Annotated in this window: 20 protein-coding genes; 13 read left to right on the top strand and 7 right to left on the bottom strand. The window is 67.1% G+C overall.

The genetic code is table 11. The annotated features are described in order from the left end of the window. The 4 genes from BLV94_RS51625 to BLV94_RS32965 all read left to right on the top strand — a co-directional run bounded on the left by BLV94_RS51625 (window position 1) and on the right by BLV94_RS32965 (window position 4,090). Window positions 1-123, top strand: a complete 123-nt coding sequence (locus tag BLV94_RS51625; protein ID WP_009476095.1) for a hypothetical protein — start codon at window positions 1-3, stop codon at window positions 121-123. A gap of 994 nt (window positions 124-1,117) precedes the next feature. Beyond that, window positions 1,118-2,038, top strand: a complete 921-nt coding sequence (locus tag BLV94_RS32975; protein WP_072937126.1) for an LLM class flavin-dependent oxidoreductase — start codon at window positions 1,118-1,120, stop codon at window positions 2,036-2,038. Window positions 2,039-2,045: 7 nt separating this feature from the next. Continuing rightward, on the top strand, window positions 2,046-3,380 hold the full coding sequence (locus BLV94_RS32970; protein ID WP_072937125.1) for a PucR family transcriptional regulator: 1,335 nt from the start codon (window positions 2,046-2,048) through the stop codon (window positions 3,378-3,380). Beyond that, on the top strand, window positions 3,377-4,090 hold the full coding sequence (locus tag BLV94_RS32965) for an SDR family NAD(P)-dependent oxidoreductase (RefSeq protein ID WP_072937124.1): 714 nt from the start codon (window positions 3,377-3,379) through the stop codon (window positions 4,088-4,090). The genes BLV94_RS32970 and BLV94_RS32965 overlap by 4 nt, the downstream gene beginning before the upstream one ends. A gap of 13 nt (window positions 4,091-4,103) precedes the next feature. Here the strand turns inward: BLV94_RS32965 and BLV94_RS32960 are convergent, their stop codons facing one another. Further along, a complete protein-coding gene (locus tag BLV94_RS32960) occupies window positions 4,104-4,901 on the bottom strand; it encodes an SDR family NAD(P)-dependent oxidoreductase (protein WP_072937123.1) in 798 nt (265 codons plus the stop codon). Between the two features lie 122 nt (window positions 4,902-5,023). Here BLV94_RS32960 and BLV94_RS32955 point away from each other — a divergent pair, with 122 nt between their 5' ends. After that, on the top strand, window positions 5,024-6,064 hold the full coding sequence (locus tag BLV94_RS32955) for a phosphotransferase family protein (RefSeq protein ID WP_072937273.1): 1,041 nt from the start codon (window positions 5,024-5,026) through the stop codon (window positions 6,062-6,064). A gap of 10 nt (window positions 6,065-6,074) precedes the next feature. On the opposite strand, the gene BLV94_RS32950 is transcribed toward BLV94_RS32955, so the two are convergent. Both BLV94_RS32950 and BLV94_RS32945 read right to left on the bottom strand, forming a co-directional pair. After that, the gene (locus tag BLV94_RS32950; RefSeq protein ID WP_072937122.1) at window positions 6,075-7,091 is read right to left on the bottom strand and encodes an NADPH:quinone oxidoreductase family protein; all 1,017 of its coding nucleotides are present in this window, start codon (window positions 7,089-7,091) and stop codon (window positions 6,075-6,077) included. A 20-nt stretch (window positions 7,092-7,111) separates the two neighbouring features. Continuing rightward, entirely contained in the window at window positions 7,112-7,564 is a 453-nt protein-coding gene (locus BLV94_RS32945; RefSeq protein WP_072937272.1) for a MaoC family dehydratase, read from the bottom strand. A 151-nt stretch (window positions 7,565-7,715) separates the two neighbouring features. On the opposite strand from BLV94_RS32945, the gene BLV94_RS32940 reads away from it, so the two are divergent. The 3 genes from BLV94_RS32940 (at window position 7,716) to BLV94_RS32930 (ending at window position 11,430) form a co-directional block, all read left to right on the top strand. Then, on the top strand, window positions 7,716-8,957 hold the full coding sequence (locus BLV94_RS32940; protein ID WP_072937121.1) for an acyl-CoA dehydrogenase family protein: 1,242 nt from the start codon (window positions 7,716-7,718) through the stop codon (window positions 8,955-8,957). Between the two features lie 129 nt (window positions 8,958-9,086). Next, a complete protein-coding gene (locus tag BLV94_RS32935) occupies window positions 9,087-10,385 on the top strand; it encodes an MFS transporter (RefSeq protein ID WP_072937120.1) in 1,299 nt (432 codons plus the stop codon). A 28-nt stretch (window positions 10,386-10,413) separates the two neighbouring features. Beyond that, complete coding sequence (locus BLV94_RS32930; protein ID WP_072937119.1) at window positions 10,414-11,430, top strand: Rv3169 family protein; 1,017 nt, start codon at window positions 10,414-10,416, stop codon at window positions 11,428-11,430. 68 nt (window positions 11,431-11,498) lie between these two features. Here BLV94_RS32930 and BLV94_RS32925 read toward each other — a convergent pair whose 3' ends face one another. Then, window positions 11,499-12,047, bottom strand: coding sequence for a TetR/AcrR family transcriptional regulator (locus BLV94_RS32925; RefSeq protein ID WP_072937118.1), 549 nt, complete (start codon window positions 12,045-12,047; stop codon window positions 11,499-11,501). 45 nt (window positions 12,048-12,092) lie between these two features. Here BLV94_RS32925 and BLV94_RS32920 point away from each other — a divergent pair, with 45 nt between their 5' ends. Next, window positions 12,093-12,614 (top strand): thioesterase family protein, encoded by a 522-nt coding sequence (locus BLV94_RS32920; RefSeq protein ID WP_072937117.1) that lies wholly within the window; start codon window positions 12,093-12,095, stop codon window positions 12,612-12,614. Between the two features lie 342 nt (window positions 12,615-12,956). Here the strand turns inward: BLV94_RS32920 and BLV94_RS32915 are convergent, their stop codons facing one another. Then, on the bottom strand, window positions 12,957-13,145 hold the full coding sequence (locus tag BLV94_RS32915) for a hypothetical protein (RefSeq protein WP_371851531.1): 189 nt from the start codon (window positions 13,143-13,145) through the stop codon (window positions 12,957-12,959). Window positions 13,146-13,775: 630 nt separating this feature from the next. Between BLV94_RS32915 and BLV94_RS32910 the strand changes: the two genes are divergently transcribed. Beyond that, a complete protein-coding gene (locus BLV94_RS32910; RefSeq protein ID WP_244163860.1) occupies window positions 13,776-15,641 on the top strand; it encodes a zinc ribbon domain-containing protein in 1,866 nt (621 codons plus the stop codon). 158 nt (window positions 15,642-15,799) lie between these two features. On the opposite strand, the gene BLV94_RS32900 is transcribed toward BLV94_RS32910, so the two are convergent. Both BLV94_RS32900 and BLV94_RS32895 read right to left on the bottom strand, forming a co-directional pair. Then, window positions 15,800-16,345 carry a hypothetical protein gene (locus BLV94_RS32900; RefSeq protein ID WP_072937116.1) on the bottom strand — a complete coding sequence of 182 codons (546 nt, stop codon included), beginning with the start codon at window positions 16,343-16,345 and terminating at the stop codon, window positions 15,800-15,802. Next, the gene (locus BLV94_RS32895) at window positions 16,345-17,589 is read right to left on the bottom strand and encodes a phosphotransferase family protein (RefSeq protein ID WP_072937115.1); all 1,245 of its coding nucleotides are present in this window, start codon (window positions 17,587-17,589) and stop codon (window positions 16,345-16,347) included. Before BLV94_RS32895 ends, BLV94_RS32900 begins: the two co-directional genes overlap by 1 nt. 352 nt (window positions 17,590-17,941) lie before the next feature. Here BLV94_RS32895 and BLV94_RS32890 point away from each other — a divergent pair, with 352 nt between their 5' ends. The 3 genes from BLV94_RS32890 (at window position 17,942) to BLV94_RS32880 (ending at window position 20,888) form a co-directional block, all read left to right on the top strand. After that, window positions 17,942-18,736 carry an enoyl-CoA hydratase-related protein gene (locus BLV94_RS32890; protein ID WP_072937114.1) on the top strand — a complete coding sequence of 265 codons (795 nt, stop codon included), beginning with the start codon at window positions 17,942-17,944 and terminating at the stop codon, window positions 18,734-18,736. Window positions 18,737-18,825: 89 nt separating this feature from the next. Next, window positions 18,826-19,962 (top strand): acyl-CoA dehydrogenase family protein, encoded by a 1,137-nt coding sequence (locus tag BLV94_RS32885; protein ID WP_072937113.1) that lies wholly within the window; start codon window positions 18,826-18,828, stop codon window positions 19,960-19,962. Window positions 19,963-19,991: 29 nt separating this feature from the next. Next, window positions 19,992-20,888, top strand: a complete 897-nt coding sequence (locus tag BLV94_RS32880; protein WP_072937112.1) for an SDR family oxidoreductase — start codon at window positions 19,992-19,994, stop codon at window positions 20,886-20,888. The last annotated feature ends 38 nt before the right edge of the window (window positions 20,889-20,926 follow it).

The following is a 20,926-nucleotide window of genomic DNA, read 5'->3' as shown; positions in this document are numbered from 1 at the left end:
ATGGCCGACAAGTCCGCCGTCAAGAGTTCGAAACAGTCCGCACGTGCCCTCAAGGAGCGCCGGGCGGAGAAGCGAGAGAAGGCCCTCGAGTCCACTCAACTCATCCGAAAGCGGAAGAGCTGATGCGACACTGGCGTCAACACCGCATCCCGCCATCTTCTTCGCTGCCTGAGGATTGATGATGTTGCCGCGGGAACACGGCCAACACCCCTGACCCGCGCCCACATCAGAAGTAACGGCTTCGGAAAGGAACGGCCCGGAACGTGGAAATATTGCCGACTGCACTCACTTCCATTTTTTGCAGCAGCGAAAAGTCTCACAAGACCTGACGAGTTCAATGGAAGCACGCCGCAGGTTTTCGGTTTTCCCTGCGTGTGACCACCTTTTCGGGGGGCCAACTTCCGGCCTCTGGCACGTCGTCCCGGCCTCTCCGTGGCCGGGACGACGTGTTTTCCGAAGTAGTTCAGGGTGAGCAAGACAAGGCCACTCACACAACGACATCCGGAGTTCCAGACCCGTCGAGAATTGATGGAACAGAAATGAATCGTCCTGGAATCGCCACCCCCTCGGCCGGACCCGACTTCACTGTCGCCGAGGAGACGACGGGCCCCACGCACAGTTGCCGGCGTTCCGACACATCGTCGATCGCAGCAGTCCCCCGATAGCGTTCGGCCTCGCACCCGATGGACAGCGCGCACCTGACAGCCCGCAACGCCCGTACGTCGGCCCCCGGCCACCTACCTGTCGCTGTGGGAAGTACCCGGCAACGGACTGGTACTGGCCTGCGAGGAACTCACCCCCGACCGCGCCGGCAGCCTGATCGACCGAACAATGACCCGCTCCGCGACGGCGGCAGCCGAGAATTCTGGGCCGCCAAAGCCGGCGCCCGGTCGATGCTCGTGGACCGATGATATGGGCACGCCGAACCGAACCCCGCCAGTCTCATTCGTTCGGTTGCCGACACCACGAGATGTCGCCGCGATGAACTGCGGCGCCGAGCAAACCGCTGACGGCTGGGTGATCAACGGCCAGAAGACGTGGTGGGGCCTGCCCCGCCCCTTGCCATCGCCCCGCCGATAAGTTTATGGTCAGTCCATTCGCATGAAAGGAGATCAGGGTGTCGATCAGAGTGGGATTGTCGGTCACGGACGCACTCCTCGTCCCGAAACCCGCGGATCGGCGACTGCTCCTCGATTCCGCGGCAGAGGCGGGTCTCGACCACATCACCGTCGGCGACCACATCAGCTTCCACGGCGGAACCGGGTTCGACGGCATGGTCTCGGCCACGTCCGTCCTGTCCAGCCACGACACGTTGTCGGTGATCATCGGCGTCTACCTGCTCGGACTGCGGCACCCGATGCTCGCCGCGCGCCAGATCGCGACGCTGTCGCAGATCGCACCCGGACGGCTGGTCCTCGGTGCCGGCGTCGGCGGTGAGGACCGCTCCGAGATCTCGAACAGCGGGGTCGACCCCAGCACCCGCGGCCGTCGCCTCGACGAGACGCTCGAGGTGCTGCGCGCCGTCCTCACCGGCGAGGAAGTGACCCATCATGGTGAGTTCTTCACCCTCGACCGGGCACGCATCCTGCCTGCGCCGCAGCCGGCGGTGCCGATTCTGATCGGTGGCCGCGGCGAATCCGCCATCCGCCGCACCGCCCGCTACGGCGACGGCTGGCTCGGCATCTTCTGCACTCCACGCCGGTTCGCCGAGACCCGTACCGCCATTCTCGATGCGGCAGCGAAGGAAGACCGGGCACCCGACTCGTTCGGCGTCAACGTCTGGTGCGGGCTCGACAAGGATGCCGCGGTCGCGGACCGGCTCGTCGGCGAGAAGATGCAGGCGCTGTATCAGTTGCCGCGCGACAAGTTCCGTCATCTGGCCCCCGCCGGAACACCCGAGCAGGTCGCCGAGTGGCTGAACTCGTTCGTCGAAGCAGGTGCAGACAACATCACCCTGGTGCCGGCAACCACGTCGATGGAGTCGGCCATCGAGCACGCGGCGTCAGTCCGCACACTTCTGCTCACCCATCACCGCTGACCGTGTGATGTCCACCTCCGACGAGCGCACCGACCGTAGGCACCTTCCGCTCAGCGCGTTGGACGAGCTTCTCGACGACGCCGCGGTGGCCGTCGACTGCCTGTCCGCGATCGTCCGGGTCTGTTCGGAGGCCACCGGCAAAGCCGTCACCCTCTTCGACCGCCAGGGACACGTCGTCGCGTCCTCCCGGCCCGATGCCGGCAGGCAGACGACGTTCCCACCACTGCGCGAGATCGTGCGCGAGCACACGATCACCCCGACCAGTGCGGAACCCGTGCTGTTGCCCGCCGAACTCGGCACCGGGTTGTCGCGGCGCAAGATCCTCAGCGCGATCGTCGAACGCGGCGAACACCTCGGATGGCTCGTCGTCGACGAACAACCCACGCCGTTCCATCCCACGGACGAGTACGTGACCCTCCGCTGTGCCCGCCGCATCGGCGCGCAATTCCTCACCCAGCGTCGCATCACCCGGGTGGCCTGGAATGCGCGGTCCGCACTCGCCCGCCAACTCGTTCGCGGCTCCGGCGCCTGGGCCGATCTCGCGGCCGGTGCCGAATACCTCGGCGTGAACGTCCACGCCCGCCGGTCCCTGGTGTATGTCCGCGGATCCGACGGAACACCCGAGGATCTCGACCGCTCCCTCGCCGAGCACACCGAGCGTGCTCTCGGCATGGAGGTGTTGTCGACTCGGGGTTCGGAGGGAATCCTCCTGCTCATCGAGGCACCGGAGCACGTCGCGTCCCCGACCGTCGTCCGGCGCATCACCGCGACCCTCGAGGCGGCGGCCGCCGAACTGAGCCCGACGGGAGGTCTGATCGCCGGGGTGTCATCCGTGTACGAACCCGATTCGTTCACCCGCGCCTACCGCGAGGCACGGGAGGTGGTGCGCTGCATCGACCGTTTCACTCACGGAACGGGGCATCGCGTTCTCGCCGTCGACGATCTGGGACCGGCCCGGCTCTTCCTCGCGAACGGCGAGATCTCCGCCATCCGGCACTACATCGACGACATGCTCGGCCCCCTCCTCGATGACGACGCGACGTCGACCGAACTGATTCGCACCCTGGCAGTCTGGTTCGAGCAGAATCGCGGCATGCGCCGCACCGCCACGCGTCTGGGTGTGCACGAGAACACGGTGCGCCTCCGGTTGTCGCGAGTGCACGCCCTCACCGGCCTCGACGTCACCGGTGACGCGTCTCATCAACTGAGCATCCATACCGCGCTTCTCGTCCTCCGACTTCGCGACCATCCGGCCTTCCACGTCGAAAACCGCTGCGCCGAAGCGGAATGCGACGACACTGGACGCATCGATGCACTGCCCGACGAACGGAGATCCGCATGACCGACCCGCACCGCCGCAAGGCACTGGTAACCGGTGCCGCACGCGAGGGCGGTATCGGTAAGGCCATCGTCGCCCGACTCGAAGCCGACGGGATGGAGGTGGTCACGCTCGACCGTGCACCCGGGTGCACGTACCAGGCCGACATGTCCGCCGACGAACTGCCGCCCCTCGACGACATCGACGTCTACGTGGCCAATGCGGGTCTGACGACGATGTTCGGCGCCGCACACAGTCTGTCGATCGACAAGTGGCGAAAAGACCTCGAGGTCAACCTCACCGGGACCTTCCGAGTGCTGCAGCAATGCCTGCCGGGGATGCGCGAACGGGAATACGGCCGCGTGGTCGTCATCTCCAGTACCGCAGGCACGCAGGGCATGCCGGCCCAGGTGTCGTACAGCACCACGAAGGCCGGCCTGCTCGGTCTGGTCAAGACGGTGGCGGCCGAGAACGTCGCCCTCGGCATCACCGCCAACGCCGTCCTGCCCGGGATGACGGCCAGCTCCGGCATCCTGTCCATGCCTCAGGACATCCAGGACGCGTGGCTCGCGTCGATGCCCAACGGATTCGTCGACCCGGCCGACATCGCGGATGCCGTCGCGTTCTTCGCCTCCCCCACCGCTCGCAGCGTCACCGGCCAGTTCCTCACCGTCGACGCCGGCGACGGCCTCAACACCCGCACGGTCACCTCCTCGGTGGCGCAGCACCGATAGCGTCCGCGCGTGCTCAGTTCACCAGCACGCCGCCGTCGACGGGAAGACTCACCCCGGTCAGATACGCGGACGCGTCGCTCGCCAGGAACACCACCACCGCGGCGATGTCCTCGGGATCGCCGATGCGTCCGAGGGGTATCCGCGCGTCGATGATCTTGCGCTTGTAGTTCTCGCTGTAGTGCGCCGTCGCCTCGGACGGAAAGACACCCGGCAAAATGGCATTCACCCGGATTCCGCTCGGACCGAGTTGCGCGGCGAGGTCGCGGCTCAGCCCGAGAACGGCCGCCTTGCTCGCGCTGTACGCGGCGGCGGGCATCTTCGCCGTCGTGAGAGCCATGACGCTGGAGACGTTCACGATCGAACTGCCGCGGCCCATCACCCGCGCGCACGCCTGAATCATCCAGTAGGAGCCGTGCACGTTGACGTCGACGACGGACCGGAAGTGGTCGGGCGGATCCTCCGTCACGGGGTGGTATTCACCGCCGGTGCCCGCGTTGTTGACGAGGACGTCCACCCGCCCGAATGCCTCGACGGCGGCTTCGACGAGGCGGTCGCACTGGTCCACCTGCGTCACGTCGGTCTCCACCGCCACCACGCGGGGGTTGTACTTCCGCACCTGCTCCGCGGTGTCGGCCAGTTTGTCGCCACGCCGCGCCCCGAGGACGACGTCGGCACCCGCGCGTGCCAGGGCGAGCGCGTAGGCCACACCGAGACCGGACGACGCCCCGGTCACCACCGCGACCTTGCCGTGCAACGAGAACCGCTCCAGCCCAGCATCGTTCCGGGACCGATATCCGCTGATCGATGTCATAGACAAGCTCTACCACGCACCGGAGATCATCCGAAGCAACCACCGAGGGACCACTGTGGATTTCTTCAGTGACAGCGACGCGCGTGTTTGCGGTGCCGGCCGACCGGCCCGATCGTGGAGACGTGACGGAATTCGATGTGAACACGCTGACCACACGGGCGACGGCGGCCGCGGATCGCCGATGGCCGGGAGCCGCGATATCGGCGCCCTCGGCACTGCCGGGTGGGGTGTCGAGCCTGACCTACCGGGCCGTGCTCAGCCGCCCGGGCGTGCCCGACGCGGGCATCGTCCTCAAGATGGCACCCCCCGGACTGGAACCGGTCCGCAACCGCGACGTCCTCCGGCAGGCGCGGATCATCCGTCTCCTCGGCGCGGCGCCCGGCGTCCGGGTGCCATCGATCCTCCTCGAGGAGAACGGAACACCCGAACGGCCACCGTACTTCGGCATGACCCTCGTCGACGGACAGTCCTACGAACCGCTCCTCGACGAAGCCGGCTCCCCGCCGTCCGCCGACACGGTTGCCGTCCGCGCTCTCCGAGCCGCCGGGATGCTCGCACGGATGCAGAACCTCGATCCCGTCGCGCTGGGAGTCGGGGACGAACCGGTCGTCACCGTCGCGGAGGAACTCGCGCGTTGGCAGCGCCTGCTCGACACCGTCGACGATGACATCGCGCCTCGGCACGCCGAACTGCACGCCGCGCTGACGGACCGCATCCCCGCACGGGTCGCTCCCACCCTGCTGCACGGCGACTACCGACTCGCGAACATGCTGTTCGCCGGCGACGACCTCGCCGCGATCATCGACTGGGAGATCTGGTCCGTCGGCGACCCCCGCACCGATCTTGCGTGGTTGCTGATGCACACCGACCCCGCGCACCGGTTCCGGCGGTCCCGTCCGGCGGCCGACGTCGCGGCGGGAACCGGGATGCCGTCGCGCGGCGAACTCCTCGCCGCCTACCGCGCCGAGCGTGACGGGCCGATTCCCGACCTGGACTGGTTCCTGGCCTACTGCTACTACAAGACGGCGTCGACGATGTCGGTCTTCGTCAAACGCAACCGGAGGCGCCCCGACCCGGACCCCGCGCTGGTCGTCGCCGCGGAGAGCCTCGCCGAGGTCGTCGAACGAGGGCTGGCCGTCCTCGGCACGCCGGCGGTTCCCTGAGCCCGTGCCGTCAGGCCGACGGCACCACTTCCGTAACACCGCGAGGTACCACCTCGACGACGACCTTGCCGAGCGCGGCCCGGTCGTCCAGCGCGCGCAGTGCGGCCGCCGACTGTTCGAGCGGGAACGTGGCCCCGACATACGGCCGTATTCGTCCCTCGGCGGCCAGCGTCTCGACGGCGTCCCGAACCATCCGCAGCGTGCCGGGATACTCGGTTTCCATGTTGTCCATGGTGATTCCCGTGACGGTGAGATTGCGGTGGAGCAGACGGTTGACCTTGACGGTGGGAATCGAGCCGCCGGTGAATCCGACGACGACGAGTCGCCCGCCCTGGCGCAGTGCGCGGAGGGAGTCGGTGAACCGGTCGCCGCCCACCGGGTCGATCACCACGTGCACGCCGCGACCGTCGGTGAGGTCGCGCACCTCGTCGAGCCACGGCCCGTCCGACCGCACCACCGCGTGCGCGCCGTGGTGGCGCGCGACCGCCTCCTTCCGGTCGCTGGACACGACCGCGATCGCCTTCACCCCGAACGTGTCCGCGAGGTCGAGCGCCGCGGTACCCACCCCACCCGCCGCGCCGTGGACGAGCACGTACTCGCCCGGCCGAGCCTGCGCCCGGTGCAGCGCGTACCAGGACGTCGAGTAGTTCATGTAGAGCGCCGCGCCTTCGACGAACGACATCGACGGCGGGATCTTCACCGTGTACTCGGGCAGTGCCAGGGCCCGCTCGGCGAGCGCGCCGTGCCAGACGATTCCGCCGACCCGGTCGCCCGGCCGGAGGTCGGTGCCGCCCGGCGCCTCGACCACGACACCCGCGAACTCGCTGCCACACACGTACGGTGTGGGCACGCCGTTCTGGTATTTCCCCCAGGTCTGCAGGGGGTCGATGAACGAGAGGCCGGCGGCGTGCACGTCGACGAGTAGTCGCTGTCCGTCCGCCCGGGGGTGGGCGCCGTGCGGTTCGGGTACCTCTGCCAACGTCGCGGCCTCCGGGCCGGTCAGTTCCTCGACGACGACTGCGCGCATGGACGTCACTCTCCTCGTATTCAGTGGAAGTAGGCCACGACCGCGTCCGCGACGCAGGCGGGTTTGTCGTGACCCTCGATCTGGAAGGTCTGCCGGATCGTGAACCGATATCCGCCGTCGATCGGTCGCGCATCCTGCAGTCGCGCCGTCATGCGGATCCGCGAACCGACCGGGACGGGGTTCAGGAACCGCACCGTGTCGAACCCGTAGTTGAGTCCCAGCGAATGCCCGTTCATCTCGAAGACCTCGTAGAGAAACTTCGGCCCGAGCGAGAGTGTGTACATTCCGTGGGCGATCGTGCCGCCGAATCCGGCCTCCCGGCCCCGCTCGGGGTCGACGTGGATCCGCTCGAAGTCCTCGGTGTCGTGCGCGAACGCCGTGATGCGGTCCTGGGTCACGTCGTACCAGTCCGTCGTGCCGAGGTCGGTGCCGACCCGCGCAACCAACTCGTCGATCCCGTTCAGCTTCAGCATGGCCGCATGCAACCACGGCGACCGCGCGCACCACAGGAACCGTCGATTCGGCACTGGAGAAATCAACAGTGCGGCGCGGCGGCCTCGTGGCTGTGGGTGCCGCCGCTCCCTACCGTCCGATGCATCAGGAAACCGAAGCGGAGGACGCCCTATGGACTGGACCATTCCCGACGATGTGCAGCAGTTCGTCACCGACCTCGACGCGTTCATCGATCGCGAGATCACCCCGCTCGAGGCCAAGCACCCGCAGTTCTTCGACCACCGCCGCGAGTACGCCCGCACGGACTGGGAACGGGACGGATTCCCCAAGCAGGAGTGGCGCGAGTTGCTGCTCGAGGCGCGGCGCCGATCCGACGCCGCCGGGTTCTTCCGGTTCCCGTTGCCCCGGGCGCTCGGCGGCAACGACGGGAGCAACCTCGCGATGGCCGTCGTGCGCGAGCACCTCCTCACCCGGGGCTCCGGTCTGCACTTCCCGCACGCCGACGAGGCATCGGTGGTCGCGAACCTCCCCCTTGCGCTCGTACTGCACGAATACGGTACCGACGAACAGCGGGAGCAGTACCTCGAACCACTGATCCGCGGCGACATCGAGATCGCGTTCGGTCTCACCGAGCCCGGGCACGGCAGCGACGCGACGTACCTGGAAACGACGGCCCGGCGTGACGGCGACGACTGGATCATCAACGGGGCGAAGCGCTTCAACAGCCTTGTCGACTGCTCCGAGGTCGACCTCGTGTTCGCGCGCACGTCCGGGCAGGCCGGCAAGGCCGACGGGATCACCGCATTCCTGGTACCGACGGACGCGCCCGGGTTCTCCGTTCCGTTCAACCACTGGACGTTCAACATGCCCAGCGACCATTCGGAAGTCCATCTCGACGACGTGCGGGTCCCGGCGAGCGCAGTGGTCGGGGAGGTCGGCCGCGGCCTCGACTGCGCGCAGCTGTTCGTCCACGAGAACCGGATCCGGCAGGCGGCGTCGTCGCTCGGTGCGGCGCAGTACTGCATCGACCAGAGCGTGAAGTACGCGCAGGAGCGGGTCGTCTTCGGGAAGCCGCTGCACGAGCACCAGGGAATCCAGTGGCAACTGGTGGAACTCCAGACCGATGCGGAACTGATCCGCAACACGATCTACAAGACCGCGGCAATGATGGACGAGCTCGGGAAGACGGCCGTCACCGACAAGGTGGCGATGGTGAACCTGCGCAGCAACCAGCTCGCCTGCCGCGCCGCCGATCGCGCGATCCAGATCCACGGCGGCGTCGGATACTCCCGCCACAAGCAGTTCGAGCACATCTACCGCCACCACCGCCGCTACCGCATCACCGAGGGCACGGACGAGCTGCAGCTGCGCCGGATCGCGAGCAGGATCTTCGACTTCTCGTCCCATCGCTAGTCACCCTTTTGGACTGTCCTTTACTTTGGCCTGTCCATATGGTGTTATCTGTGACGGAGGCCACTCACCGTGGATCCCCTGCGCGGCATCGCCGCCCCCGACTACCGATATCAATCGACAGGAGCTTCCATGAGCGCAGTCGGCACGACTGGGTTGCAGGCGCCCACGCGGCATCTGAACCGCTGGTGGTATGTCGTTACCGGTTTCATGACACTGCTGTTCGGCACGACAGCGGTCAACGTTCTGTTCAACATCCTGGGCAAGCCCATGACCCAGGAGTTCGGCTGGGAACGCAGCGTCATCAGCAACGGCCTGTCCATCGAAACGGTGCTGGTGGGCATCAGCATCGTCATCCTGGGCTTCCTCATCGACCGGTACGGACCCAAGATCCCCTCGGTCCCGATGTCACTGGCGTTCGGAATCGGCCTGATGCTGATGTCCGCACTGCCGAACAATCAACTCGTCTTCTACCTGCTCTGTGTGGTGATCGGCGCCGGAGCGGGCGCCGTGAACCCGGTCGCGCACTCGACCGTGGTGAGTGCGTGGTTCCAGGACCGGCGCGGCATGGCGCTGGGCATTCTCATGGCCGGCCTCGGCTCCTGCGGTGTACTGATGCCGTATCTAGCCAACTGGATGCTCGGCATCGGCGGATGGCGCTTGGCGTTCCTGGTCATCGGCGCCCTGTGCACGGTCATCCCGGCCGCCGTCTACGCCTTCGTCACCCGGATGCCGGCCGAACACGAGGCCGAGCGCATGGCCGCGCGCCTACAAGGCCGGATGGCCGGGGAGTCCCTCCTCACCGTGGCCCGGAAGTACCGGCAGTTCTGGCTGCTCTCCATCGCCATCTTCCTGGTGTCGTCGGCAACCTTCGGGTTGATGTCGCAGATCGTGCCCATGACCACCGACAAGGGCATCAGCCAGGGCACCGCCGTCTCGATCCTGTCCGTCCTCAGCCTGGCGTCGGTTTCCGCCCGCCTGCTGGTCGGCTACCTGTTGGACCGGTTCTACGCCCCCGCCATCGGCTCGATCATCTTCGCGTTGTGCGCGGTCGGCGTCTTCCTGATGATCACGTCGTCGCAGACCGGCCTGCTGTTCGTCGGCGCCGTCCTGATCGGTCTCGGCCTGGGATCCGAGGGTGATCTCGCCGCCTACATGGTGAGCCGATACTTCCCCAAGCACTCCTACGGCCGGGTGCTGGGATTCATCTACTTCCTCTACGCGCAGGGGTCGGCGTTCGGCATCTTCCTGCTCGGACAGGTCTACAGCGCCACCGGTTCCTACCGTGCCGGAGCGCTGCCGATCATCGTGCTGGTCGGTGTCGGGATCGTCTGCCTGCTGCTGATGGGGTCCTACCGCTTTACCCTCGATCACAAGGAGGTCGACGCTGTCGACGAGACATCGGCGCCGAAGTCGCCGGTCTCCAGTTGATACCCACCGTCGACCAGAAGGAGTACGCATGACCGACGGATTCCACGACGCCCTGGTAACCCGGGCCACTGCTGACATGCCGGAGAGGTTCTTCGACCGGTTCATGTTCAACCTTCATCCGGACGGCGCCGCCGCGCCGTCGGTGATCCTCGGCGCCGGGGTCTATCCACCGCGGAACGTCGTGGACGGTTTCGTCGTCCTCACCACGGAGACCGAGCAGCGCAACCTGCGCTTCTCCACCGAGCACGACGCGACCGACGCCGCCTCCGTCGGGCCGCTGAAGTGGGAGACGCTCGAAGACAACACGACCTGGCGAATCCAGCTGGGTGAGAACAAAACCGGACTCGAACTGGACCTGGTCTGGCGCGCCCGGGCACCGTATTGGCTCGGATCGGTGGATGTGGAGAACACCGACGGAAACGTCACGTCGTTCGACCATCTCTTCCAGCCCGGCCGCTACGAAGGCACTCTCACCCTCGACGGGTCCGCCACCGACGTCGGCGGGTGGTACGGCCTGCGGGACCGCTCCCGCGGGGTGCGGACCATGTCCGGCGGACAGGGCCTGCACATCTGGTACCAGGCGCAGTTCCCGGACCGCACGTTCGGGTTCCTGCTCGTCGAGGACCGTCGAGGTGGCCGAATTCTGCTGGAAGGCGCCGTCATGCACGACGACGGCCGACTCGACGACATCACCGACGTCCGGCACGACCTGGCGTTCGCCGCGGGCAACGACCTCACCGGGGGAACGATCGAGGTCGTGACGGCCGGCGGCGCGACCTACCGCATCGGTGCGGACGCCTCCGCCGGCGGTGGCTACATGGCGGGCGGTGGCTACGGCGGACACCACGGCAAGGTCCGTGGCCGCGACTTCCAGGAGTTCGACGTCTATCCGCTCGACGGATCCGTCGGGCCGACGACCCTCGACTCGGCCCTGACCGACCGGTGCTGCACGTTCGAGTGGAACGGGCAGACCGGCTACGGAATCTTCGAGTTCGCCCTGTCGCGGTCGTCGTCCTACACGTACCGCTCCAGCATCGCGACCTAGCCCGAGACTGACTCTGCCCCTGCATCTACCGATAGGTGCAGGGGCAGAGTGCTACTACCGGTGTGCTGTTACCGGAAAGCGTCCAGGCCCTCGCTCGCCATCCTCACCATGTGATCGGCCAGCCCGGCCGTGCGAGTCACCTTGGCGGGCCAGTACGCGATCGAGAAGATCATGCCCAGGCAGGATTGGGTGGCCACGGAAACCTCCGCCGGTGACGCGGCGGGGATCGACCGCGCCACCGCGGCCTCCCACCCCTGGACGTACTGCTTGCGCCGGCGGTTGATCGCCTTCCGCCACGGATCGACCAGCGACCGGTCCTCACGCTGGCTGACGTTCACGAGATGGCGGTGCCGGGCAGCATAGAGGGCGTGGTGGCGGATCATCCGCTGGAGATCGAGATCCGCGTCCTCGTGCACCGGTTCGGTGGCGCCGATCAACTCGTCCATCGCCTCGTCGAACAGGGTGGCCAGAATCTCGTCCTTGCCTGAGAAATGACGATAGATGGCAGGACCGCTCAGCCCGGCACGGGAGCCCAGTTCATCGACACTCGTGCCGTGAAAGCCTTTTTCGTAGAACAGCTCTGCGGCGGTGTCGAGGATCTTCCTGTTCCGGTCCACAGCTGCATTCTAGCACTCGTTGTTAACGATCGTTATTATGGACCGATGACGTCACCAGCCGAAATCCCCTCATACCTCCAGGTGGTTGCACTGCCCCGCGAGTGCGGGCCCTTGCTCGTTCCATCCGCCTACGAGGACGAGAACGGCCACATGAACATCCGCCACTATTTCGACCTCGAGGCGCAGGCGATCGCGGAAGTGTTCGATCGAATGGGCATTACCGACGACTACCGCGCCACCCGTGGCCAGGGCTTCTTCACCGCCGAGCACCACATCCGCTACTACGCGGAGGTCCACGTCGGCGACCGCGTGTCGGTGCACGCGCGGATCGTCGAACGCTCGGACAAGGTCGTCCACGCCATGGCGTTCCTCGTCGACGACACCACCGAACGCCTCGCGAGCACACTCGAGGTCACCGCGACCCACGTCGACCTCACCAGCCGCCGGGTCGTGCCCTTCGCCGGCGACGTCGCCGGTGCGGTTGACCGGGAACTCGCCCGCACCGACGTCGACTGGCCCGCCCCCGTCTGCGGTGCGATGGGCGTCCGCGCCAGGGCCGCGCGGTGACGGCGTCGGACTGACGGCTTCCACCAGCCCTTGACGCTCACCTTCTCGGTTCCCGCACTCGCTACGGCGGCCGAGAAGGTGCGCGTGTGCGGAAAAGTAGTGCCGGATGCCGTCAACGCGGCCCGACTCACGTGGCGTCGGACGACCTCAGGTCACGAATGCGAGACTCGATTCCCGCTGCCGTTCTGCGCATCTGGCCGGCCAGTCCCGACTCCAGGCTGGCATGAAACCTGGTTGTCGGCATCGCCACGACCAGGGCGCCCAGAGCGACACCGTCGCTCCCGCGGAGACTCCCTGCACGAGACGCAGCACCGTCAGGAGAACCGGTGCGGCAAGCCCGATCTAGTAGTAGGTGGGCAGCACACCGATGCCCGCCGCGGCGAGCGTCATCAGGGTGATGACGACGGAGAGGACCGTTCGCCTGCCGTACCGGCCACCCAACGGCGCGAAGATCACCGCACCGAGGGGGCGTGCCACGAAGCTGGCGGCAAAGGCGCCGAAGGTCAGCAAGAGGCTCTCATCTGTTGCCAATGTATCTAATACTCGCTACCAGTTTCTGGTCCTGTCTGTCCCCGCGGATTGGCGTCTGCGGAGTTCGTGGGCTGTCGGTCGTCGGGTGCGCAAGGGCGCAGACGGAGGCCCCGGTTGCCGTCTCGGCGCGCGGGTTCGGGTCCCCAACTCTGTGGTCGCGCGGACCCGGGCGCCTATCCAGGAAGGGCTGCATCAGGTTGTGCGGGGGCGACTCCCGAGATCGAGGAGGTATTCATAGGGGTCCCGGGTTCGGTAGGACGGGAGGGATCGCCAGCCGATCAGCAACATGGTGCGGGAGAATGTTATTGGTGCGGGATCGCGGATCTGCAAGGATCGCGGTTCGTGTCTCAAGAGTGCAGCGGGCGGGGCGCGGGCGGATGCTCGACCCTGCGGCTCGGGCCGACACCCGGTGGTGCGGTGGGGTGGGATCGATTGCCCCGATTCGCCGGTAGCGCGGATCGAGCGGTTCTTGTCGGAGGTCGGCGTTACAGTCGAGGCCCTGAGAGAGGTGGGGTAGCAGACCGTGGGGAATGGAGGTGATCGATGAGCTTGCCGGGCGGCGGCGGTTCTGCACGGGAGAGGGATCAGCCCGGGCTTGTTCGGGTTGTTCCTGGCGCCGGGCCGGCCGGCATGACCGGGCCGGGATCGACTGCGCCGCGGCAGTTCGCGTTCACCACCCGCGCCCACGTGGCGGTCGACGACATCACCGGCGAACCGATCGGCCTCGACGACGTCGACACCCGGGTGGGGTGGCTCCTCGACCTGATCGCCGCGGCCGGCACCGAGTTGGTGGCGCGGTTGTGGCAGCCGGTCACGTTCGACGTCCTCGCCGCCGGCCTGGACCGCCAGGACCGCAGGCTGCCCGCACAGGGTCACGTCGCCGCGGCCCGCCTCGGCTGGAACCCGCACTACCCGAACGGGGTCTACGTGCCCTCGCGCGTGAGCAGGGTGGTGACGGCGCAGGTGATGGCGACCCTGCGGACTCTGGCTTACCGGGACACCGCGATCGCGGCACTGTCGGCCCGCTTCGACCCGGCCACCGGCACTCTGGCGCCGCCGACCGAGCCGGACGACTGGGTGCCGTTGGGTTTCGCCCGGGGTGTGCGGCGCCAGCTCCTCGCCCACGCCCGCCGCACCGACGGGGCGCCCTCGGCGCGGTTGCGGATCACCGACGTCCAGGGACCACCGCAGACGAGCGCGATGGCCCGGCTCTCGGCCGCCGATCGGCAGCTCGCACAGATCACCGTGACAGACCGTGAGTTGGTGTTGACGGTGAAGCTGCCGACCTGCCCGGCCCCGGCGGGGCGGGCGCAGTGGCAGCGGGTCCGGCTGACCGCCACCATCCCCGCGCACCTGCACGGCCGGGCGATCACCGACTGGCATCTACCGACCCTGGCCCTCGACCGGAAAGGTTTGTTGTGGCGGTGCGCCGCGACCGAACTCGTCCCCGAGAGTGACCTGGGATCGGCCACCGTCGCGGTCGGGGTGGATTGGTCCCCGTCCACGTTGGGTGCCGCCGCCATCACCGCCGAGGACTCGGACGGGCTGTTCTCGGACTACCGGGGCGTTACCTACGACGATCGCGGCCTCGGGACCAAACTCGCCCGCCTGCAGAACGAGGGGCAGCTGCTGCACCGCAAGGCGGCCCGGTTGACGCGGCTGGCCGCGACCGCCGCTCCTGAGGTCCGCGCCCGACTGGAGACGAAGATCGCCGTCCTGAATGACCACCGGACTGCGGTGGGCGTCAAACGGGGCAGGATCAACCGGGAACTGGGATTCCACTTCGCCCGCCAGGTCACCGACTACGCCACCTCCGCGGGCGCGCAGGTGATCGCGGTGGAAGACCTGACCACCCTCGAGACCCGCGGGCACGGCCGGGTCAACAACAACCGAGCCGCGCAGTCGGCCCGCCGCCAGGCGGTTACTGCCCTCGCGCACACCGCCGCAGAGGTCGGCATCACGGTGGTGTCGGTTCCGGCCCGCGGATCGTCGGCATTGTGTCCGGGCTGCGACGAACCGCTCGCACGTCCCGGCGGTTACCACAGTGCGTGGTGTTCCCGCTGCCGAGTCGGCGGCAACCGCGACCACGTCGCGGGGGTGAACCTGGCCAAACGAGCGCTGCTCGGCAAACACAAGGTGACCCGGCGGCGGGGGCAGATGCCCGCGGTCCGGGTCGCCGAGCACGCGCCGGTCCGCAAGTCTCGGGACAAGACCAGTCCGACCCCGAGCAGGCCGCGGCACCGCCGGGTCCGCCGCAGCCTGCCCACCGTGACACCGCGGGCGGGGGTGACTCCGAACAGATATGTTCCTGCACCCGAAGCGTCGGTGTGGGACACGGTCAAACCCGCACCACCTCACGGTGATGCGGGTAGCCGTGACACACGTCCATCTCCAACACACGCCACACCAGTGGTAGATAGTATGAGATCTACGTGGACGCTGACGAACGAGTTCCCGGTGGGAAAGAAGGCTTGCGCGATGTACGTCGCCACGTAGCCGTAGATGACGAAATCGTAGTACTCGACAAAGGTTCCGAAACTGGCGGCGGAGATCGCGCGCCGACGCACGGCTGTCGAGACCGTACTGTCGGGGGCGGTGGTGATCACCTCGGATGACATGTTTTCTCCTGATCCATGAGGCAGACGGTGCGTTGGCTAGTGCGCGCGGGTGGCGGTCTGGGCTCCGAGCAGAGAGCGGAGCGGCGGGACCGTATGCGGGTCCGGATCGACACCCTGAGGGAGGAACCACGACCGCTGCAACTCGACGAGTGGTCGTGAGTGTTGGAGCACGATGCGGCTGACCTCGGCGCCCGTGTCCGGGTCGGTGGTGCGCGCCGATCGGACGATCCCGGCAATCGCACGCGTCAACTCGTCCGTGGCCCGGTCGAGTTGTCCGTACTCCGGAACGGCGAGCAGATCGGTGCGGCGCGCATTCTCGAGTGCGTCCGCGAGCAGTGACCGGGCAGCGTGATCAACCTTCTCGTGGTCGCTGAGCCGTTCAGCGAGAGCGAGATACGTTCGGAACTCGTACTGCTTCCGCGGATACTCGTGGTGTGCGCGGTCGCGGTAGAAGTCGAGGACACCGGCGATGACCCTCACCTGCTCTGCGGCCAGCGAGTTCGATTCGCCCAGCGCCGGTGTCACCGTCATGCGGAGGGAGCGGGCGGCAGCGTCGAACGTGTTCGCGGATTTGTTCACCATTACAGAACCTCCTCGAGATCCTGGCCGAGTTGATGGGCCATCAGATATCCGGTCGCCTCGAGTCCCGTCAGCAGAACGTCCCGGTGGGTCTTCCCCAGCTTCGAGACGCGGTAGGCCGAGCCCAGCGCGGTGACGACGGACTGGTATTCGTTCAGAATCCGGTAGAACGTCAGTTTCTCCGGATCGACGGTCAGGCCGGACGCCTGCTCGTACATCTCGAAGAAGACGGCGGTCGGCAGCAGTCCGGTCGCGAGGAGTTCGGAACCGTCCTCCGACGGATGGCCGAACGGGTACAGCGTCGCCCATGCCAGGTCGCGGTGGCGGTCGCCGAGGAAGCTGCGCTCCCAGTCGAGAATGGCCGTGACGGATCCGGTGTTCTCGTCGAACAGGAAATTTCCGCCCCGGTAGTCGCCGTGGACGAGACTGACACGGTCGAGAACAGGCAGGTTGTCTTCCAGCCAACCCGCCGCCACATCGAGCAGCGGAAAGTCTTCACCACGGTCCTCCTCCCACACCCGCCTCGCCCGATTCAACTGCCACAGTGCGCTCTCGGTACCGGCAACGGCGGGCTTCTCGTAGTGATCCAGCTTCGCCGCCATCACGTCGAACGTGTGAATGCGTGCCAGGAGATCGACGAACTGCGGCGCCAGGACTTCTCGGAGTTCGGGACCGAAGTTGATCCCGATGCCGGCGATCCGGCTCTGGGCGCGGCTGGGTTTCGCGGATCCGTGCACCCACGTATAGACGAGCGCCGGCTCCGGGAACCACCTGCCGTCCTCGTCGACCCACCGGACCGTCGGCACGGGCACCGTTCCGGCGAGGGCGTTGATCACCTCGAATTCCCGCATCCGGCTGGTGGCGTTCAGGGACTCGGGCGGCTCCATGCGCAGGACCAGATCCTCGGTGACCTCACCGGCTACGGAGTCGTCGTAGCGCAGCGTGAAACCCATCTGAATCTTCGACGCCCCACCTGTCAGCCACCGCGCGTTTCGGACCTCGAACCGCGAAGACGGCAGTACGTCCCTCAGCATGTTCTCGAGCGCCGCGGTGAGAAGGTCCAGATCGAAGCTGCGATAACCCTGCCCCGCCCGCCGCTCCATCTTGCGGGTCAGCATCCGGTCGTATTCGGTTTCGGTGGGGAACCGCGCGCGAATCCCCTCGATGACGTCCGGCGTGGGCTCGTCTCGATCGGAGTCTGCGATCAGTCCGGGTATCTGCCGATCCCGTTGGATGGTTGCACTCATGATTTCCTCATCACGCTCTTGGCGGGTCACGCCGTGACCGGAGCGCTACAGCACGGCTCTCCGGGAGATTGGGGCTTGCGAGTCGGGTGGTCGTCACCTCGACGACCCGAACACTAATGTGACCGGGCACACACGTACAGAAGGTTCTGCTGTGCAGAGGATGGGGACGCGACGACCAGGCCTCGGACGAATACTGCAGACCTTCGCTCCGATATCACTGCAGGTCACAGCGTTCTTCACCGTCGCTCTTGAAAACGCTCGTTATCAGCGCTACGTTCGTCATAAGGTAAGACCAAAACAACTTCGCGGGTGGCTCACGCTCCGCGGGCAGCATGAAAGGACCAACAGGTCGATGAGTGACTTCACGGATGTGACGTACGAGGTCGAGGACGGACTCGCCTGGATCACGATCAACCGGCCCGAGCGGTACAACGCGTTCCGCGCGCGGACGGTCGACGAGTTGGTGAAGTCGTTCAAGAAGGCGTGGGGCAGCTCCGAGGTCGGGGCGATCGCGCTCACCGGCGCCGGGGAGAAGGCGTTCTGCTCGGGTGGCGACCAGAAGCAGCGGATGGAGACCGGCGACTACGGCCCGTCCGACAGCGGCCTGTTCGAGGTCGAGGCTCTGCACCGCGTGATCCGCGACGTGCCCAAGCCCGTGATCGCCGCGGTCAACGGTGTCGCGGTCGGTGGCGGTCACGTGCTGCACCTGCTGTGCGATCTGTCCATCGCCGCCGAGCACGCGATTTTCGGGCAGAACGGGCCGCGCGTGGGATCGTTCGACGCCGGCCTCGGCACCGGCTACCTGGCGCGGGCCATCGGCGAGAAGCGGGCGCGTGAGATCTGGTTCCTGTGCCGCCGCTACAGCGCCGAGCAGGCCCTCGACTGGGGGTTGGTCAACAAGGTGGTGCCCGGTGACCAGTTGCGGGCCGAGGTTCGGGCGTGGGCAGACGAGATCCTGCAGCTGTCGCCGACGTCGCTGAAGGTGCTCAAGCAGTCACTCAACGCCGACACCGAGCACTTCATCGCACAGGGCAACATGGCGTACTCCACGCTCAAGCTGTTCGGTGAGTCCGCCGAGGCCATCGAGGGAATCAGCGCGTTCAACGAGAAGCGCAAGCCCGACTTCTCCAAGTTCCGCGGGGCCTGACGGATCGGGGAGGCGGGGCGTACGCGCCTCGCCTCCCGCCCGCCGCGTCGACCGAAGCCCACCCCTCACGCGAGAGAGCATCCGCCGCTATGCGTTTCACTAGAGAGCAACGAGAGTTCGCGGTCGCCGTCCGCGAGTTCTGCGCCGCCGAATGCAAGACCCTCCAGCAACGCGACCTGCTGACCGAGGGCGGCACCCTGGCGAACAGCCCCCTCATCCTCGACAAGTTCGCCGGCCTCGGCTGGCTCGCCGTCTCGCTGCCGGAGGAGTACGGCGGTGGCGGCGCCGGAATGGTCGAGGAATGCATTTTCCTCGAGGAATCCGCCCGCGGCCTCGCACCTATCATCGCCTACTCCACCGGTCTCACCGCCGCGCAGACTTATCTTCGCTACGGCACCGAGGAGCAGAAACGCACCATCGTCGGCAACATGGCGGCGGGCAAGCTCGAGGCGATCGCCCTCAGCGAGCCCGGCGCCGGCTCCGATCTCGGGGGCGTCCGGATCAAGGCGGAACTGGTCGACGACCACTACGTGATCAACGGGCAGAAGACGTGGATCTCCGCGGCCCACATCGCCGAGCACATCCTCCTCCTGGCCCGGACCGACACGACCGGCAACAAGCACCAGGGCCTGACCCTGTTCATGGTGCCGGCCGATGCGCCGGGGCTCGAGATTCACGAGATCAAGACCATGGAGGCCCGGACCTGCAACGACCTGTACTTCACCGACGTCGCGGTCCCGGCGAGCGCGGTCGTCGGCACACCGAACCAGGCGTGGCGCCACCTCATGCGCGGACTGAGCGTCGAACGCCTCATCATCGCGACGATGGCACTGGGCGGCGCCCAACGTTCGCTCGACGACCTGATCGCGTTCGTCACCGAGCGTGAACAGTTCGGCCAGAAGATCAGCAGCTTCCAGGCCATCCGGCACCGGATCGCGGACCTCGCGACCGACATCGCCTTCGCGAAGTCCTTCGTGTACGAGGTCGCCGAGCGGATCGATGCCGGCGAGGAAGACACCCTCAACCGCGAGGGCTCGATGGCCAAGCTGAGATGTACCGAGATCGCGAAGAAGACCGCACTCGAGGCGATGCAGATGATGGGCGGCTACGGCTACACCCGCGAGTACGGCATGGAGGAGCAGGTCCGCCGTTCTCTGGCACCACCGATCTACGGCGGCACCAACGAGATTCAGCGCGAGATCATCAGCAAGAGCCTGGGCCTGTAGCCCTCGTTCCCCATCGTAAGGACCATCGCATGACCACCTCTCCCTTCACCTCCGACGCCCTCGCGGGCAAGCGCGTCCTCATCACCGGCGGGGGCACCGGACTCGGCCGCGGCGTCGCGCGCCACCTCGTGGACCACGGCGCCGAAGTCCACCTGTGGGGCCGCCGTCCCGCCGTACTCGAGGAAGCCGCGGCGGAGGCGTCCGTGTCCCGGCCGGGTTCGGTCCACTGGCAGACCGTCGACGTGCGCAAAGCAGATCTCGTGTCGGCCGCAATGGACGAGATCTGGACGCTCCACGGTCCGCTCACCGGCGTGATCAACAACGCCGCCGCGAACTTCATCGCCCCCACCGAATCACTCAGCCCGCGTGCCTTCGAAGCCGTCACCTCCACCGTGATGAACGGGTCGTTCAACACCACTCACGCCGCGGGCCGCCGCTGGATCGACGGCGGGACCAAGGGCGTCGTCCTGTCGACGCTCACCACCTGGGTCTGGAGCGGCTCCGCGTTCGTCGTCCCGTCCGCGATGGCGAAAGCTGCCGTGCACTCGATGACGATGTCACTCGCCGTCGAATGGGCGCGGTACGGCATCCGCCTCAACGCGCTCGCACCGGGACCGATCCCGACCGACTACGCGTGGGAGATGCTGAACCCGACCGAAAAGAGTGCAGTCGGCGCGACCCAGGCCGACCAGGTGCCGATGGGCCGGATGGGCACGATGGAGGAACTCGCCAACCTCACCATCTTCCTGCTGTCGGACGCCTGCGACTACCTCACCGGCCAGACCATCGCCATGGATGGCGGCCAGATGCTCGCCGGCCCCGGCACTTTCGCCGGCCTGACATCGATGAGCAACGAAGACTGGGCCACCGCCCGGGAAAAGAGCAAGGCCGCCAGCGAAGCCGCGAAGTCGCAGCGCGGAGTCTGACCCCTCACAGACCGGGCCTGCCAGTCGGTGACGACAAG

It is taken from the genome of Rhodococcus koreensis, from assembly GCF_900105905.1.
Classification (GTDB): Bacteria; Actinomycetota; Actinomycetes; order Mycobacteriales; family Mycobacteriaceae; genus Rhodococcus_F; species Rhodococcus_F koreensis.
The sequence above is the reverse complement of the archived record's forward strand: the minus strand, read 5'-3'. Positions and strand labels throughout refer to the sequence as shown.

Excerpts from the sequence above, each read along its gene's own strand:
- BLV94_RS32890 (WP_072937114.1), top strand. The coding sequence starts at position 17,942 with ATGAGTGACTTCACGGATGTGACGTACGAGGTCGAGGACGGACTCGCC.
- BLV94_RS32970 (WP_072937125.1), top strand. The coding sequence starts at position 2,046 with ATGTCCACCTCCGACGAGCGCACCGACCGTAGGCACCTTCCGCTCAGC.
- BLV94_RS32965 (WP_072937124.1), top strand. The coding sequence starts at position 3,377 with ATGACCGACCCGCACCGCCGCAAGGCACTGGTAACCGGTGCCGCACGC.
- BLV94_RS32960 (WP_072937123.1), bottom strand. The coding sequence starts at position 4,901 with ATGACATCGATCAGCGGATATCGGTCCCGGAACGATGCTGGGCTGGAG.
- BLV94_RS32930 (WP_072937119.1), top strand. The coding sequence starts at position 10,414 with ATGACCGACGGATTCCACGACGCCCTGGTAACCCGGGCCACTGCTGAC.
- BLV94_RS32880 (WP_072937112.1), top strand. The coding sequence starts at position 19,992 with ATGACCACCTCTCCCTTCACCTCCGACGCCCTCGCGGGCAAGCGCGTC.
- BLV94_RS32950 (WP_072937122.1), bottom strand. The coding sequence starts at position 7,091 with ATGCGCGCAGTCGTCGTCGAGGAACTGACCGGCCCGGAGGCCGCGACG.
- BLV94_RS32895 (WP_072937115.1), bottom strand. The coding sequence starts at position 17,589 with ATGAGTGCAACCATCCAACGGGATCGGCAGATACCCGGACTGATCGCA.
- BLV94_RS32940 (WP_072937121.1), top strand. The coding sequence starts at position 7,716 with ATGGACTGGACCATTCCCGACGATGTGCAGCAGTTCGTCACCGACCTC.
- BLV94_RS32920 (WP_072937117.1), top strand. The coding sequence starts at position 12,093 with ATGACGTCACCAGCCGAAATCCCCTCATACCTCCAGGTGGTTGCACTG.
- BLV94_RS32935 (WP_072937120.1), top strand. The coding sequence starts at position 9,087 with ATGAGCGCAGTCGGCACGACTGGGTTGCAGGCGCCCACGCGGCATCTG.
- BLV94_RS32885 (WP_072937113.1), top strand. The coding sequence starts at position 18,826 with ATGCGTTTCACTAGAGAGCAACGAGAGTTCGCGGTCGCCGTCCGCGAG.
- BLV94_RS32945 (WP_072937272.1), bottom strand. The coding sequence starts at position 7,564 with ATGCTGAAGCTGAACGGGATCGACGAGTTGGTTGCGCGGGTCGGCACC.
- BLV94_RS32900 (WP_072937116.1), bottom strand. The coding sequence starts at position 16,345 with ATGGTGAACAAATCCGCGAACACGTTCGACGCTGCCGCCCGCTCCCTC.
- BLV94_RS51625 (WP_009476095.1), top strand. The coding sequence starts at position 1 with ATGGCCGACAAGTCCGCCGTCAAGAGTTCGAAACAGTCCGCACGTGCC.
- BLV94_RS32910 (WP_244163860.1), top strand. The coding sequence starts at position 13,776 with ATGACCGGGCCGGGATCGACTGCGCCGCGGCAGTTCGCGTTCACCACC.